Raw genomic sequence first — 14,660 nt, forward strand, 5'->3', positions numbered from 1 at the left:
ATGCTGACATTTCCCTTTCGTTGCCCGTTACCCCACGGCCTCCATGCCCGCCCGGCCAGTGCGCTGGCGCGTTGCGCGTCGGGCTTTGCATCGTCCGTTACGCTGGTTAACCGCAGCAAATCGCGGCAGGCCGATGCCAAAAGTGCGCTGGCCCTGATCGGGGCGGATGTCGCCCTGAATGATGACTGCCGGTTACAGATTGACGGCCCGGACGCACAGGCGGCTTATCAGGCGTTGACGCAGTTTATTCTGCATGAACTGGCCGGGGGCGAGGTGCCGCTTACCCAGCAGGAGAGCGGCACCCACCCCGCGCTGCCGGTGTTTCTCGCGCGCACCACCTCCTCTCTCCTGCGCGGCAAAGGAATAAGCCCGGGGCTTGCCCGGGGTGTGCCGGTCACCTTCACCCTTCCCGATCTTCATCTGCTGGCACAGCACGAACCTGCCGCCAGCCAGCAGAGGCAGCAGCAGCAATTGCTGGCGGCGTGGCAAAACGCCTGCGAACAACTCAGGCGTGAGGCGGATGAGGCAGAGGGCGACGCCGCGCAGATCCTGGATGCGCACTGCCGGCTGCTGGAGGATGAGGCCGTCGAAGAGGTGTTGTTCAGTCAGAAAGGCGCGGCTAATGCGCTGGCCGCGCTCGCCTCGGCCATTGACACGCTTTGCCTGCCGTTCCGGCAGAGTGAGAGTGACTATTTGCGGCAGCGCGAACTGGATGTGCAGGATCTGGGCCTGCGGCTGGCCGCGTGCCTCTCCCGCCACCCGCAACTGCAGCTGCCGGTGCTCCGGGAGGCGTCGATTGTTCTTTGCCGGGGCATCCTGACGCCGGGGCAACTGCTGGCGCTGCGCGGCCCCCATCTGCAAGGAATTGTGATGGACGAAGGGGGCGAAACCTCCCATACCGCGATCCTGGCCCGGGCGTTTTCCATCCCGTTGCTGTGCGTCCCCCCTGACATACCACCGCTGATGCATCAGGCCTCTACCCTGCTGCTGGATACGCGCTACGGGGTCGCGATCCCCGGCCCGGATGTTGTGGCCGGGCGGTGGTTCACGCTGGAGTGTGAATAGCAGCAGCGGATGCCGCGCACGGAGGCGGCCGCGTCGCCGGTGCCGCTGATGGCCCCCTCACTGGTTCTGCTGGATGAGGCAATTCCCGATAAATATGAGGCGATTAAACGCCTGACCGATAACCTGGCGCTTCACCAGCGGGCCGTGTCCGGGCCGGAGGCTGAGCGGGCCATCTGGCAGCGAGAGGCGTGCTTTTCGACTGCACTGGGTTTCTCGGTGGCCGTCCCGCACTGCAAATCGGACGCCATTCTCCAGAACAGCCTCTCGGTGTTGCGCCTGGCCGCTCCCCTGCCCTGGGGGGACGGGGTGGATGTCCAACTGGTGATGATGCTCACCCTCAACACGCAGGGGCAGACTGAGCATATGCGTATCTTTTCTGCGCTGGCGCGCAGGCTGATGCACCCCGCCTTCCGGGAGCAGCTGATGCACGCGCCCACGCCGGAGGCGCTGGTGGCGTTCCTTGGCGCTGAGCTGGGTGGCTGAGCCAGCGCCGCCACAGGTTCTGTTGAATTCAGGGAGATAAAAATGAGAAAAGCCGTTCAGCGTTATCTGTCGCTCCTTGCCCTGCTGGCCGGGAGCGCCACGGCGGCTGGGGCAGACACCTACCGCGTCGCCTTTATGCCGGATATCCACTTTCATGATGTATATGGGCAGTTTGCCGACGGTGCTTTTACCGGCCTGAAAAACAGCAAAAGCGGCCGGTCGGCGGTGATCCGCACCATGTACGCCCAGTTGACCTCCACGCGGCTGTTTAATGAAAACTACTTCGCGCTGCGTGCCGCCCTGGATGACGCAGGCCGCAAAGGCATTACGCTGGTGGCGCTGCCGGGGGATTTCAGCGACGACGGGCAGTCGCTGCATCTGCGTGGCCTGGCTGCGCTGCTGCATGAGTATGAGCAGCGCTATGGGATGCGCTTTTTTGCCACACCGGGAAACCATGATCCCAACCGCCCCTTTGATACCCCTGGCGGCGAAGCGGATTTCCTCGGCAAAGGGGGGCAGACCCAACGCATTTTTAGCCGTGGCGCAGAAGCGTGCCGGGGGTATGAGGGCGCGACCGCCGTGATTCACACCGGCGCGGGGCTGCCTACCCTGTGCAGCGAAGAGATGGCCAGCCGGGGTTATGAGTATGTGATGAACGCGATGGGGCCGTTCGGGCTTATGCCCCGCCCCACCGATCTCTACTGGGAAACTCCCTACTCCCGCTACACCCCACACACTTACCGTTATCAGGCGGCGTTGCAGGCCAGTGATTTCCGCCAGCGCCAGTACGAAATTTGCGCCCAGGGCACCGGGGGGAACTATAAGCAGCCGGGGTATGGCCCCTGTTTTACCGTGGCAGACAGCAGTTATCTGGTCGAGCCGGTTCCCGGCCTCTGGTTGCTGGCGGTGGATGCGAACGTCTACCTGCCCCGCGACAAGGCAGATGCCGCCCACCCCGGCGCGGCCGGTAATTTTTCCGGTTCGGGCGAGGCGGGTTATAACAACATGCTGACCCACAAACAGCAGACCATGGCCTGGATGGCTTCGGTCGTGCAGCGTGCCAAAGCGCAAAACAAAACGCTGGTGACATTCAGCCACTTCCCGATGGTGGAGTTTGATAACGGTGCCGCGCCGGAGATAGAGGCGCTGTTTGGCAAAGGGACGTTCCAGCTGGCGCGGGCGCCCCGTGAAGAGACCAGCTATGCGCTGGCGAAAACCGGCATCGGCATTCATGTAGGCGGGCATATGCACTTTAATGATACCGGCGTGCGCCGCTACCCGGACGGCAGCCAACTGGTGAATATCCAGGCACCGTCGCTGGCGGCCTATATCCCGGCCTATAAAATCCTGACTGTCACAAACCGCACAGAGATAGCGGTTCAGACGGTGGTTCTGGAGAGCGTGCCGCGGTTCAATGAGCTGTTTGAACACTATCAGCAAGAGTGGGACACCCTGAACGCCAGCCACTCGCCGCACCTCTGGAACAAGGCGATCCTCAAGGCTGAGAACTACGGGGCGTTTACCCGCTGGCATATCACCGAACTGACGCGCCTGCGTTTTCTGCCTGAAGAATGGCCGTGTGATATCCGCCAGATGCTGTTCAGCCTGAACGGCAAAGAGATGCTGATCCTGAGCCAGCTAAAGGGGGAGATAACCTACCGCGAGATGCTGGGAAACGCGCCGCGCGCCGCCTCCGCGCAATGCACCCCCAACAAGCGGGATATCACCCGGCGCTACAGGCAGGAGAAGCCCGCGGCGTGGGAACAGGCGCAGCAAAAAGCAGAAAATCTGGCGCAACAGGCGGGATTACGGCTGGCGGATTTCGCCCGCTGGACGGGGTTTGACCTGGCCGTGGATTTTTACCGCCTGCGTAATGCGGGTGAACTGGCGCTGCGGGATATCTCCGTGGCCCGGCTGAATCAATACCATCTGTTAACCGGCAGCCTGGCCGCCACCCTGCCGCCGGTGCCCGGCAAGATCAACGAGAAAAGCCCGTTCGACGCCGTGTTCCGCTTGCGGTTCGGCACGCTGTTCAGCGTGATGGAGAAATACCAGCACGGCCGGCCCAGCCGTGATTTCCGGGTCAGCCTGCAAAAGGGAGAGATCACCGCGCAGTAATGGATTAAACCGGCATTAAAGCAGTACCTGAAAGGCACCAAAAAGGCACCAAAAAGGCACCATTAAGGTGCCTTTTTGGTGTCAGTTATCCCTTCACGCACACCACCTGGCGCAGCGTATGCACAATCTCCACCAGCGAAGATTGCGCCGCCATCACCGCATCAATGTCTTTATAGGCCATCGGGATTTCATCGATCACTTCGCTGTCTTTCCGGCACTCGACATGGGCGGTCGCGCGGATCTGGTCTTCAACGCTGAAGCGTTTTTTGGCTGCCGTACGGCTCATGGTGCGCCCGGCCCCGTGGCTGCATGAGCAGAAACTCTCTGCATTCCCCAGGCCCCGGACGATAAAACTCTTCGCGCCCATTGAGCCGGGAATAATCCCCATCTCCCCTTTTTGCGCCGACACCGCGCCCTTGCGCGTCACCAGCACCTCTTCCCCAAAATGTTTCTCACGCTGCACATAATTATGGTGGCAGTTCACCGCCTCCTGCTGGGTGAGAAAAGGCTTAGGGACGACGGTTGACAGCGCCGCCAGCACCCGCGACATCATCACCTCCCGGTTATGGCGGGCGAAATCCTGCGCCCAGCCCACGGCGGCCATATAGTCATCAAAATGGCGGCTGCCCTCTTCGAAATAGGCGAGATCGCGGTCCGGCAGGTTGGCGATATGGCGCTGCATATCCTTCTGCGCCAGCGCAATAAACAGCGTGCCGATGGCATTGCCGACCCCGCGTGACCCGCTGTGCAGCATCACCCAGACCCGCTGCTGCTCATCCAGGCAGACTTCGATAAAGTGGTTGCCGGTGCCGAGCGTGCCGAGGTGCTGGTGGTTATTGGTTTTCAACAGTTGCGGGTAGTTATCCGTCAAACGTTTAAAGCGTGGGGCGAGCCTGGCCCAGTGGCTGTCTACCTCCTGCGGGGTGCGGTCCCAGGCACCTTTATCCCGTTTGGAGCGCGCCGTGGTGCGCCCGTGCGGCACCGCCTGTTCAATGGCGCTGCGCAGCCCGGCGAGGTTGTCCGGCAGGTCGGCTGCCGTCAGCGAGGTGCGCACTGCAATCATCCCGCAGCCGATGTCCACGCCCACCGCCGCCGGGATAATCGCCCCGCGGGTCGGGATCACGCTGCCGATGGTGGAGCCTTTGCCCAGATGCACATCCGGCATCACCGCCAGGTGTTTAAAGATGAACGGCATTTTCGCCGTGTTCTGTAACTGCGCCCGCGCTTCCGGTTCAACGGGCACGCCCTGCGTCCACATTTTTACCGGCGCGCCGCCGGGGGTGGAGAGCAGTTGGATCGGGTCGTGCGGATTCTTGCTCATCGTCATCACTCATCGAAAGGATCAGGTGGCGCACGTTGTGCAGGCCACAGAGTAAGGATAATCCTGAAATGCACAATGGGAGAGGCATCCTGTTGAGATAGCCGCTAAAAGCGCGCAACATGGTATCGAAAAGGCCTTATTTTAGTACCAAAAAGGAGCCTTTTTGATGCATTTTTTACACTTAAAAGGAACTCAGGAATGAAATTGATTTCACATTATCGCCGCACCCTGTTGCTGGCAGCCGGGCTGGCACTGTCCGGCGCGCTCTTTCCCGCCTCAGCGGCGACCAGCACGCTGGCAGCCCGGCTCGCCGATCTGGAGCACAGCGCCAACGGGCGGCTGGGTGTGACCCTCATCGATACCGGCAACCAACAGGCGATCAGCTACCGGGGTGATAAGCGCTTTGCGATGGCAAGCACCTTTAAAGTGCTGCTGGCGGGGGCGGTGTTGCAGCGCAGCGTTGCCCAGCCGGGGTTACTGGAAAAACGTATCCGTTACGATCGCGCCGTGCTCCAGAGCTATTCCCCGGTGACCGGCAAACATCTGGATGACGGCATGACGATAGCGGAACTCTGCGCGGCGGCGATTGAGTGGAGTGACAACACGGCGGCCAACCTGTTGCTGACCGAACTCGGCGGGCCGCAGACCATTACCCGCCTGGCGCGCAGTTTGCACGATGACAAAACGCGCCTTGACCGTTGGGAGCCGGAATTGAACACCGCCATTCCCGGCGACGAACGCGACAGCTCCACGCCGCAGGCGATGGCGCACAACCTGCAAAAACTGGCATTGGGGGATGCCTTGCCGCCCGCGCAACAGCAGCAACTGATCGCCTGGCTGAAAGGCAGCCAGACCGGCGCGAAAACTATCCGGGCCGGGGTGCCGGCAGGCTGGGAAGTCGGGGATAAAACCGGCTCCGGGGAGTACGGCACCACCAACGATCTGGCAATTATCTGGCCACCGCACGGCAAGCCGCTGGTGCTGGCGCTCTACTTCACGCAACAAAAAGCGGATGCGCAGGCCCGCCGGGATGTGCTGGCAACCGCCACCCGCTGGGTGCTGAAAGCACGGGAAGAAACAGCATCAAAATAGCATTAAAAAGGCACCTTAAAGGTGCCTTTTTGGTACTAAAATAAGGTAAAATTACATCATTAAACGATCGGGGTTTCGTGCAAGTGTTGCCATTGCAGCCCGGCCTCTGACTCACAGAAGACCACCGTCGAGCGGCGCAGATGCGCGGCCTGGCCGGGCAGTTGTTGGCGCTCCCGGTAGCTCACCACCGCCCCGCCGGGCCACCCGGCGATCAGGCGCATCGCCTCAATCCCAATCGTCAGCCCCGGCCGTGCGCCGCGTTGCGCTGAGAAAAAAGCCGCCAGCGCCGGTTTATCCAGTTCGCCGCCGCTCAGGGTAATCATCGAAAAATCTTCCGTAAAATAGCCCAGCAGCGCGGGCAGGTCGCCCTCGCCCCGGCCGAGCCACTGTTCAATGGCGATATGCAGGTCAATGACCTGCTGAAAATAGGCGTTCATACATTCTCCTTGGATAACGCAATCCGCTGCACCGTGCCGCGGTTATCAATTCGCAGGGCGCGCAGCAGCGGGAAAAGGGCGCTGACGGCGACCAGACAAAAACAGCTGTGGTAAGCACGCACCGTGCCGAGATGCTGTTGCAGCAGACTGAATAACAGGCTGACCCCCGTCACGCCCAGGCAGAAGCTGAGCTGGCGGTTAATGTTCCACAGGGCGCTGGCCTCCGCCAGCAGAGTATCGGGCACCGTCAAAAAGGCGCTGCTCTGGGCGGTGCTGCTGCACAGGCTGCCGCCCAGCCCCATCAGCGCATAGGCCGCCACTAACAGCGGGTGCTGGCCGGCGTGGTCAATCTGCGCCAGCAGCAGCATCCCCGCGCCTTGCGCCAGGCACCCGGCCACCAGCAGCGGGCGCGGCCCCAGGCGGTTAAACAGCCTGCCGGTGGTGGCTATCGCGATAAACGCGCCCAACGCCCAGGGGACCATCATCGCCCCGGCCTGCGCAGCCGTCATCGCCAAGTCATTCTGCAAAAACAGCATCGCGACCAGGCTCACGCCCATAAACAGGCCGGGGATCGTCTGATAGATCAGCATCGCCATCCGCAGCAGCGGATCATGCAGCAGCGCCGGGGCCAGCAGCGGCCGCGGGTGGGTGCGGCAGTGGCGAAGCCCGGCGGCCAGCAGCAGCGCACCGGCGGCGGCCAGCGCCCAGGGCTGCCAGCGCAGGGCGTGCTGCGCTATCCCGGTCAGGCCAAGCAGCAGCAGCGCCAGGGCCACACTGAAGATGAGCAGGCCGCGTTTATCCAGCGGTGCGCGTTCCCCCGTGGGCGGGGAAGGGCGTAACGTGCAGGCCGCGAGGCACAGCGTCAGCAGCGACAGCGGCAGACTGGCGAAAAAGAGACCGCGCCAGCTGACATGGTCGGCGAGCAGGCCGCCCAGCACCGGGGAGAGGGCAGGGGCCAGCAGCCCCACCAGCATAATAGCGGCAGACAACCGCGCCCGCTGATGGGGCGGGTAAAGGCGGTAGGCCAGCGTCTGCCCGACCGGGATCAGCAGCCCGCCGCCCAGCCCCTGAATAACCCGCCAGCCGATCAGCGACTCAATGTGCGCCGCGCTGCCGGCACCCAGGGTAGCCAGGGAGAACAGGGCCAGCGATAACAGCATGATCCGCTGCGCATCCAGCCGCTGCATCAGCCAGGCGCTGAGCGGGATCACCACCGTCAGCCCCAGCATGTAGCCGTTGCTGACCCAGGCGAGCTGCGCCAGGGAGGCGTGTAACGCCCGCCCGATAGCCGGGTACGCCACCCCGGCGCTGAACAGGGTGATCAGATCGATAAAAAAGCCTGACAGATAGATAACGGCGACAACGGTGCGATAGGGCATGGGGCCTCCTGTAACGGGCGGCCAGTGTAGCGCCGGGCGGGCGGCGGCATAACAGCGCACCCGGCGATCAGAGTGTTAACGGATTTTTGACAATCGCGGCAACCACAGCAAAGATGCCGGGTTATGCTGCAAACTTTTTCCAACGGAAGGATGGACGGATGTTGAATTTGCAACGGCTGGCGATATTTGTGGCGGTGGTTGAGGCGGGGAGCTTTACCACGGCCGCGTTGTCTCTGGGCCAGACCCGCGCCGCAGTAAGCGCCAACCTCAAACAGCTGGAGCAGGAGTTGGGCGTGGCGCTGCTGACGCGCAGCACGCGGCGGCTGGCGCTGACCGAGGCCGGGGGCCGGTTTTATGATCACAGCCGTCAACTGCTGCACGCGGCAGAGGTGGCGCTGGACGCGGTGCGCCGCGACCACCAGGGGCTGGAGGGGACGCTGCATGTCGCCAGCACGCCGGAGTACGGCGCGCACGCGGTGGTGCCGGCGCTGGCGGCGTTTGCCCGCCGTCACCCGCGTTTACGCATCCGCCACAGCGCCTCGTCGCGCCACACCGATCTGATCGCCGCCCGCGTGGATGTGGCTATCCGGCTCGGCAGTCTGCATGACTCCAGCCACCATGCGGCGCTGATTGGCCGCTTTCCGATCCTGCCGGTGGCCTCACCGGAGTATCTGGCGCGCCACCCGGTGCGGGATCTCGCCGGGCTGGCCCGGGCGCACTGGGTGGCCCATGCGCGCCTGCCTTCCCCGCTCAGCTGGCCGGTGACCACGCCGCAGGGCGAGGCCGTGTTGTTCGAGGCAGAGGGCGGGGCGGCCCTGACAGCGGACAGCGCAGCCGCCCTGCTGGCCTTCGCGCTGCAGGGTGCCGGGGTGGCACTGCTGCCGGCATGGCTGGTGCAGCCGCTGATTGAGCAGGGCCGTCTGACCGTGCTGCTGCCCGGTCACCGCTTCCCGGAGCAGGGCATTTCAGCGCTCTACCCGAATACCCGCCACGTCCCGGAAAAAGTCCGGGAGTTTATCGATTTCCTGAAAGGCTGGGTGAAAAGCGAGCAGGTTAAGGCGTAAAAACGGCACCCTATTGGTACTAATAGGGTGCTTTTTTAATACTGGAATGGTGCGGTGAATTATATTTTCCTGCTATCAACGTGTATCCGGATCACAGAGGGTTCGGTCGCGCTGCCCGCTCAACACTGATGTCATTTACCGCGGTTCACAATCCGCTTTGAACTGAAAACCGCTTTGCCGGACCTGCGCTGTGCCGGACGCGGGCATTGGTTTATGCCAATCTGTTCAGGTGGGTAACGTTAAAAGGGAAAAATACTAATCAGTGATTTCTGCCAGCGACTTCTTCTTCAAAGCATAGCGTCGTGGCGAACAGCCAATGAGCCGTCGGAACGCTGTACTGAATGCAGCTTCTGATTCATAGCCCAGTGACAGGGCAATCCTGGAGACAGATTCAGTGCCACGGGTAAGCCGGTCACATGCCAGCATCATCCTCCATCGTGTCAGATACTCAATAGGCGACGCGCCGGATATGCTTTTGAACCTGAGCGCGAACCTGGACCGGGACATCCCGGCCTTTTGCGCAAGTGCCGGCAAGGTCCATCGGCTGCCTGGGCTCGTATGAATGGCGCTAATGGCCGCCGCGATCCTTTCATCACTCAGTGCAAACAGCCAGCCGGCCCCGTTTCCCATGCCGTGAGCGAGATAAAGCCGTAGCGCCTGAACCAGCATCAAATGAGCAAGATGCTGTATCACGAGCCTGGCACCGGGCTGATCTCCGAAAAGCTCTTGTCGCATACGCTCGAGGGCCCACCGCAGACCTTCCTTATCATCCTCGTCACGGAGCCGGATGATGGCCGGCATTGACCCGAGCAGGATGTTGATATGTTCGCCGGCGAATCCGAAGTGACCGCCAAGCATTGTCGTTTCCCCCCCGCCGTTCACTGTCGCGATGCCGCCGTTCCAATCTTCTTCGGGCAGGGTGGTGATGCTGACCGGCACGGCAGCCAGGTCTTGAGCAATCAGGAACCGACGCCCGTTCGGTAACAGGACGCAATCACCGGCCTCCAGCCTTACCGGTGCTTGCCCGCTGTCGACGGCTATCCAGGCGCTGCCGGAGACGAGGGCAAAATATTTGAGGCCAGCATGTTTCTCGAACTGAAGCGCCCATTTCCCACCGAAGTCAAATCCCCCCGCGATGCAGGTTTCCGGCTTCAACAGTGAGAGAACATCGGATAGAGGATCGGTCATTACAGGGACTATCTCGAAAGTAATAGGGATAAACGAGCATAGTTTGTCTCTGCTTTCGTGGCTATCCTTTGTCAAAGCAGCTGCATTCACTCATCAACATCAGAGGACAGTTTCATGATTAAAGTCGTTATCGGTTTCAAGCGCAGGCAAGGGATGGGCATTCAGGAATTCAGGGACTATCGTCGCGACGTTCATGCGCCGATACTTTTTGCAATTCCCGAAGCGAAAAATATCCGCCGCTTTGTGGTTTCCTACCCCGCAGAGGTTGTCCCCGCAGAGGAACCCCGTTTTGATGCAATTGTGGAGGCATGGTTCGACAACAGTGACGACATGAATACACTCTTCCAGTCGGACAATTTTGCCACCAGGGTGGATCCGGACCATGTGAACTTCATCGACTTAACGACCGTGGTCCGGCTCGTAACCGAAGAACTCATCGTTATTGAATAACGAGATAAGATAACAGTAGGTCACGTGTTTTTGCCCACTGCGGGGCATCTGCTTTCGGGCAGAATACCGGGAAGCAGCGTCGGTCAACCGAAGCAGCCGGGTTTGCCATCAGACCTCAGCGACTGATTGAAGACTACATCAGTGGTTCAGTCACGGCTGCCCAGCGCCCTGTATGATGAACAAAAGAAAGCGGTGCTCCTGCGTCTTAGTGATGGGGGAAGCATCAGCGCGATCGTCCGGGAATTTAACACTACACGACAGACCATTCTCAGAGTAAAAGCGGCAATGGAAAACGCAGATGCTCGCGCCTGAGCTGCTCTTTCAGTGAATGTCCGCTTTTCACTCAACGCGGATGATGCCGCTGCATAAATAAAAGGGAATGTGGGCACAGAAGCAGAGATTAACCGCCACATTTAAGGGATAAACCGGGCAGTCGCCCGGTTTATCCGTCATTCAGCATTTCCCAGGACGTAGTGAAACAGAGCCACATTTCTCAAACCTGAGTCAGCCCCCCATCCACACAGATTTCTGCCCCGGCGATATAACTGCTTTCATCACTGGCCAGGAATAATGCAGCATGGGCCACCTCTTCAGGCTTGCCCATTCTTGCCAATGGAATGGTGCTGATTATCCCGCTGCGCAACTCTTCGGAGGCAGCCTGCATCATCTCCGTATCGATAGGGCCAGGCGCGACAACATTGATGCGAATGCCCCGGGCGGAGAGTTCACGTGTCCATGTGCGGGCAAAAGAGCGAAGGGCCGCTTTACTGGCACCGTATACACCATACCCCTGCGTGCCAATCACATCGGTGACAGAGCCTATCAATACGACACTCGCCCCCTCTTTCATCAGAGGAAGTGCTGCCTGGAGCGCAAAAAGTGGAGAGCGCACATTCAGGCTGAAAATCGCATCAAAATGTGCCGGGGTAACCGCATCAATAGTCGCGTATTCCGCCATGCCGGCGTTGATGACCAGGACATCTATCTGGCCAGACTCTGTCCTGATCACGTCAACTATCCGGGTCAGCTCACTGAGCTGGCTGACATCCGCACGCAGCGCCCTGGCGTTGCCTTCCAGTGTGTGGCCGGCGGCCTCCAACTCTTCGTTCCGGCGCGAGGTGAACCAGGTTGTTGCCCCTTCGCCGGCAAATCGCCGGCTGATAGCAAGACCAATGCCTTTTGCGCCGCCCAGTATCAGGGCAACTTTGTTCTCTAACCTATTCATCTGCTGACTCCTGTGAGGATGGAAAACAGATGATATAAATTTTATACTTAATAACAATTACGCACTTTGTTTATACCAGATATCGCGGAGTATATCGCCATGAGTGAGATTGACTGTAATAACCTGAGCGAAGTAGGAAAAACCCGTCCGGTGCTTGAGAACATCACCAATAAATGGTCAATTTTAATTCTCACCGTACTTTGTAGTGAGCCCGTGCGCTTCAATGAACTCCGCCGCCGGCTGGACGGCATTACGCATAAAGCATTGTCTGATGCGCTTAAGCGGCTTGAGCGCAATGGGCTGGTGCATCGGAAAGTACTGCCGACGTCGCCGGTGAGTGTGGAATACAGTCTGACCTCTCTGGCACAGACACTCCAGGGCCCCTTCAGTGCGCTGTATGAATGGGCGCTGACCTATGGGGCTGACATGGAGCAGGCGCAGTTGATGTATGATGCCGCGCATGCGCAAACCTCAGGCGCCTCCGATCAGGTGCGGCATCAGCCGGCAGGGTAGGGCGTGCAAAAGAATTCCACGAAATTCCTCACCTTTGGGCTCTGCAACCCGCGGGAAGGATGCAGAACCCAGGCAGGCTACCGGATTTTCCGCATCGTTTGTCGGCATGCAAAGCGAAGAAGCCGCGCTCATTTCCCGTCAGCCCCTGGCAACGCACCTGCCGGCCAGCGAACTTTGCTGACACTTTGGAGGATGTTAAAGGCAATGTAATGGATGCCGGTTACCTGTGAACCACTGAGAAGTCTTATCTTGCTTCAATAAGCCTTTTAGAGGGCAGCTTTCCCCCTCATTGCAGATTTCTCCACACGTCGGTTGTCCGCTATGTGCCAAAAGCGGACTTTGATAAAAAATCAGGCATTAACCAAGTTTTACTCAGCAACCGATGAGATGCGATTATTTCAAGTTGATGGTGTTATCTCTTCGAACTGTCTGAATGAATCTGTTTCAAAGCGGCAGTTGGTGTAGTAGAAAGAAAATTAAGTACAACTATTCCTCTCGCCATAACGACTGAAACTCAATAGGAAGTTCTTCTTTTTCAAAACCTGTAAACCAATAAATTTTACCGCCCGGCCCTATCATTGGTACTTCTCCCCATCCTTGATAAAACAGCGCCTGGTGCCAGTCTGGCTTTATCAAGCCACGCCGGTTGAGACGCTCTCCATTGCAGGCTGTAGCCCGAATGGAGGGGAAATTAATAAAAAAGCTAAACGGCACTCCTTCATTACGCGCACGTTTCTGTTGAATGGATAGCCAGCGTTTGTTGCGCTGACGAAGCTTTCTTTTAATACGTGTTCTCCTGCAGCAGATTACTAACAATGCCAGTGCATTAGTGCAATCCCGGTAACTAATCTCTTGACGGCACTGCTATTCCAGAATGCTCAGTATTATATCAACGCCAAACAAAATGTCCGCTTTTCGCTCATAGCGGACATTGGCATACGTGTCAGTCCGCTCTATGCCAGAAGCGGACATAGCGCCTTTATTACATTATCCCTCAGGCCGTTTTAGTCGGTTTATCTCCTCTTATTCAGTTGGATTAATCGATTATTTGAATAAGTGCATGCTGGATTTCCTGGCTAATCGCAGGCAAAGGGCTTTGTTAGACTCCTCCCGACTTCAAAATAACCAACAAAGCGGGTGATTCATTTGAAAACGGGGATAATAAAAGAGGGCGCAGCCAACTGGGCTGCTGTACTGTCGCTCAGCCTGAGCGTCATCGGGCTTATCACGGCAGAGCTGCTGCCGATAAGCCTGCTGACCCCTGTCGCATCATCGCTTAACGTCAGTGAAAGTGCGGCAGGCCAGGCCGTCAGCGCCACAGCAATGGTGGCTATGGTGGCAAGCCTTTTCATTGCCGGCGTGACCCGCAACATGGACCGCCGCCGCGTTATGCTGGCACTCAGCCTGCTGTTTGTGGCGTCTAATGTTATTGCAGGCATGGCAGACAGCTATGCGGTTCTGATTGCAGGCAGGGTAGTGTTGGGAATAAGCCTCGGTGGCTTCTGGTCAATGTGCGCTGCCGTCACGATGCGGCTTGTCCCGGAAAGTAACGTGCCGCAGGCGCTGGGGATCATCTTTGGCGGCGCGTCTCTTGCGATGGCGCTTGTCGCCCCACTGGGCACCTGGCTTGGCGGCATATTTGGCTGGCGCGACATCTTCTTTGCCACGGCCGCCGCGGGCTGCATTGCCCTGTTCTGGCAGTTCAGGGTTCTTCCGGCAATGACACCGGCCAGTCAGTCTACACTCAGCACGCTATTCCGCCTGCTGGCCCGGACTGATGTCAGCATGGGTATGCTGGCCATGATGCTGGTCTTCGGCGGTCACTTTGTTTTCTTCACCTATCTGCGCTCTTTCCTTGAAGGCGGAGCTGGCCTGGATGTAAACAGTATATCGCTGGTTTTGCTGGGATTTGGCGTAGCAAATGTCATCGGCAATGCGTTATCAGGTAAGCTTATTAACCGCAGCCTGATGATGGCACTGGCGCTGCCGCCTCTGGTCATGGCACTGCTTGCAGGCGCGCTGTATTTTGTGATTCGTCAGGGCCTGGCCGTGTCTACGCTAGTTGCTCTTTGGGGGTTTGCGCTGGGAGCCGTACCCGTGGCGTGGACAACGTGGCTTACGCGGGCGGTGCCGGATGAAACCGAAAGCGGCGGCGGTCTGCAGGTGGCCGCCATCCAGCTTGCCATTACTGGCGGTGCGGTGGGCGGTGGCGCGCTTTACAGCGTTGAAGGGAGCACCGGGCTGCTGCACGGCAGCGGCATAACACTGGTACTGGCCGCCGTGCTTATCTTCTCGCGGATGAGATCAAAAGCGCAGGCGTGATGC

Annotated in this window: 15 protein-coding genes; 9 read left to right on the forward strand and 6 right to left on the reverse strand. The window is 59.4% G+C overall.

All coding sequences use genetic code 11. The features are described 5' to 3' along the window. Genes CYR32_RS09150 through CYR32_RS09155 form a run of 3 tightly spaced genes read left to right on the forward strand, consistent with a single transcriptional unit; the run spans position 1 to position 3,666 of the window. Positions 1–1,065 carry an HPr family phosphocarrier protein gene (locus CYR32_RS09150; protein ID WP_241523795.1) on the forward strand — a complete coding sequence of 355 codons (1,065 nt, stop codon included), beginning with the start codon at positions 1–3 and terminating at the stop codon, positions 1,063–1,065. A gap of 9 nt (positions 1,066–1,074) precedes the next feature. Beyond that, a complete protein-coding gene (locus CYR32_RS21840) occupies positions 1,075–1,548 on the forward strand; it encodes a PTS sugar transporter subunit IIA (protein ID WP_241523796.1) in 474 nt (157 codons plus the stop codon). Positions 1,549–1,590: 42 nt separating this feature from the next. After that, positions 1,591–3,666, forward strand: a complete 2,076-nt coding sequence (locus CYR32_RS09155) for a metallophosphoesterase family protein (protein ID WP_101824085.1) — start codon at positions 1,591–1,593, stop codon at positions 3,664–3,666. An 85-nt stretch (positions 3,667–3,751) separates the two neighbouring features. On the opposite strand, the gene CYR32_RS09160 is transcribed toward CYR32_RS09155, so the two are convergent. Next, positions 3,752–4,987: an RtcB family protein gene (locus CYR32_RS09160; protein ID WP_101824086.1), complete on the reverse strand. Its 1,236-nt coding sequence runs from the start codon at positions 4,985–4,987 to the stop codon at positions 3,752–3,754. A gap of 198 nt (positions 4,988–5,185) precedes the next feature. On the opposite strand from CYR32_RS09160, the gene bla reads away from it, so the two are divergent. Then, positions 5,186–6,079, forward strand: coding sequence for a class A beta-lactamase (bla, locus tag CYR32_RS09165; RefSeq protein WP_101824087.1), 894 nt, complete (start codon positions 5,186–5,188; stop codon positions 6,077–6,079). A gap of 59 nt (positions 6,080–6,138) precedes the next feature. On the opposite strand, the gene CYR32_RS09170 is transcribed toward bla, so the two are convergent. Both CYR32_RS09170 and CYR32_RS09175 read right to left on the reverse strand, forming a co-directional pair. Next, positions 6,139–6,516, reverse strand: a complete 378-nt coding sequence (locus CYR32_RS09170) for a DUF4440 domain-containing protein (RefSeq protein WP_101824088.1) — start codon at positions 6,514–6,516, stop codon at positions 6,139–6,141. Further along, positions 6,513–7,895 carry an MFS transporter gene (locus CYR32_RS09175; RefSeq protein ID WP_101824089.1) on the reverse strand — a complete coding sequence of 461 codons (1,383 nt, stop codon included), beginning with the start codon at positions 7,893–7,895 and terminating at the stop codon, positions 6,513–6,515. The genes CYR32_RS09170 and CYR32_RS09175 overlap by 4 nt, the downstream gene beginning before the upstream one ends. Before the next feature lie 158 nt (positions 7,896–8,053). Here CYR32_RS09175 and CYR32_RS09180 point away from each other — a divergent pair, with 158 nt between their 5' ends. After that, positions 8,054–8,959 carry a LysR family transcriptional regulator gene (locus CYR32_RS09180; RefSeq protein ID WP_101824090.1) on the forward strand — a complete coding sequence of 302 codons (906 nt, stop codon included), beginning with the start codon at positions 8,054–8,056 and terminating at the stop codon, positions 8,957–8,959. A 255-nt stretch (positions 8,960–9,214) separates the two neighbouring features. Here the strand turns inward: CYR32_RS09180 and CYR32_RS09185 are convergent, their stop codons facing one another. Continuing rightward, positions 9,215–10,147 (reverse strand): AraC family transcriptional regulator, encoded by a 933-nt coding sequence (locus tag CYR32_RS09185; RefSeq protein WP_101824112.1) that lies wholly within the window; start codon positions 10,145–10,147, stop codon positions 9,215–9,217. A 114-nt stretch (positions 10,148–10,261) separates the two neighbouring features. On the opposite strand from CYR32_RS09185, the gene CYR32_RS09190 reads away from it, so the two are divergent. Together CYR32_RS09190 and CYR32_RS22085 are read left to right on the forward strand one after the other, a co-directional pair. Next, positions 10,262–10,597, forward strand: a complete 336-nt coding sequence (locus CYR32_RS09190) for an EthD domain-containing protein (protein ID WP_101824091.1) — start codon at positions 10,262–10,264, stop codon at positions 10,595–10,597. 192 nt (positions 10,598–10,789) lie between these two features. Next, a complete protein-coding gene (locus CYR32_RS22085) occupies positions 10,790–10,909 on the forward strand; it encodes a helix-turn-helix domain-containing protein (protein ID WP_420912829.1) in 120 nt (39 codons plus the stop codon). A 181-nt stretch (positions 10,910–11,090) separates the two neighbouring features. On the opposite strand, the gene CYR32_RS09200 is transcribed toward CYR32_RS22085, so the two are convergent. Continuing rightward, the gene (locus CYR32_RS09200) at positions 11,091–11,822 is read right to left on the reverse strand and encodes an SDR family NAD(P)-dependent oxidoreductase (RefSeq protein WP_101824092.1); all 732 of its coding nucleotides are present in this window, start codon (positions 11,820–11,822) and stop codon (positions 11,091–11,093) included. A 99-nt stretch (positions 11,823–11,921) separates the two neighbouring features. Here CYR32_RS09200 and CYR32_RS09205 point away from each other — a divergent pair, with 99 nt between their 5' ends. Further along, positions 11,922–12,335, forward strand: coding sequence for a winged helix-turn-helix transcriptional regulator (locus CYR32_RS09205; RefSeq protein ID WP_101824093.1), 414 nt, complete (start codon positions 11,922–11,924; stop codon positions 12,333–12,335). Between the two features lie 486 nt (positions 12,336–12,821). Here CYR32_RS09205 and CYR32_RS21395 read toward each other — a convergent pair whose 3' ends face one another. After that, positions 12,822–13,151 (reverse strand): hypothetical protein, encoded by a 330-nt coding sequence (locus tag CYR32_RS21395; RefSeq protein ID WP_146000684.1) that lies wholly within the window; start codon positions 13,149–13,151, stop codon positions 12,822–12,824. Positions 13,152–13,472: 321 nt separating this feature from the next. Between CYR32_RS21395 and CYR32_RS09210 the strand changes: the two genes are divergently transcribed. Beyond that, the gene (locus CYR32_RS09210; RefSeq protein WP_101824094.1) at positions 13,473–14,657 is read left to right on the forward strand and encodes an MFS transporter; all 1,185 of its coding nucleotides are present in this window, start codon (positions 13,473–13,475) and stop codon (positions 14,655–14,657) included. The last annotated feature ends 3 nt before the right edge of the window (positions 14,658–14,660 follow it).

This window comes from Chimaeribacter coloradensis (genome assembly GCF_002858715.1).
Classification (GTDB): domain Bacteria; phylum Pseudomonadota; class Gammaproteobacteria; order Enterobacterales; family Enterobacteriaceae; genus Chimaeribacter; species Chimaeribacter coloradensis.

Bases quoted from the DNA above. Each gene is read 5' to 3' on its own strand.
- CYR32_RS09190 (WP_101824091.1), top strand. From the start codon at position 10,262: ATGATTAAAGTCGTTATCGGTTTCAAGCGCAGGCAAGGGATGGGCATT.
- CYR32_RS09200 (WP_101824092.1), bottom strand. From the start codon at position 11,822: ATGAATAGGTTAGAGAACAAAGTTGCCCTGATACTGGGCGGCGCAAAA.
- CYR32_RS09170 (WP_101824088.1), bottom strand. From the start codon at position 6,516: ATGAACGCCTATTTTCAGCAGGTCATTGACCTGCATATCGCCATTGAA.
- CYR32_RS09155 (WP_101824085.1), top strand. From the start codon at position 1,591: ATGAGAAAAGCCGTTCAGCGTTATCTGTCGCTCCTTGCCCTGCTGGCC.
- CYR32_RS21840 (WP_241523796.1), top strand. From the start codon at position 1,075: ATGCCGCGCACGGAGGCGGCCGCGTCGCCGGTGCCGCTGATGGCCCCC.
- CYR32_RS09160 (WP_101824086.1), bottom strand. From the start codon at position 4,987: ATGAGCAAGAATCCGCACGACCCGATCCAACTGCTCTCCACCCCCGGC.
- CYR32_RS09150 (WP_241523795.1), top strand. From the start codon at position 1: ATGCTGACATTTCCCTTTCGTTGCCCGTTACCCCACGGCCTCCATGCC.
- CYR32_RS09185 (WP_101824112.1), bottom strand. From the start codon at position 10,147: ATGACCGATCCTCTATCCGATGTTCTCTCACTGTTGAAGCCGGAAACC.
- CYR32_RS09175 (WP_101824089.1), bottom strand. From the start codon at position 7,895: ATGCCCTATCGCACCGTTGTCGCCGTTATCTATCTGTCAGGCTTTTTT.
- CYR32_RS09205 (WP_101824093.1), top strand. From the start codon at position 11,922: ATGAGTGAGATTGACTGTAATAACCTGAGCGAAGTAGGAAAAACCCGT.
- CYR32_RS09180 (WP_101824090.1), top strand. From the start codon at position 8,054: ATGTTGAATTTGCAACGGCTGGCGATATTTGTGGCGGTGGTTGAGGCG.
- bla (WP_101824087.1), top strand. From the start codon at position 5,186: ATGAAATTGATTTCACATTATCGCCGCACCCTGTTGCTGGCAGCCGGG.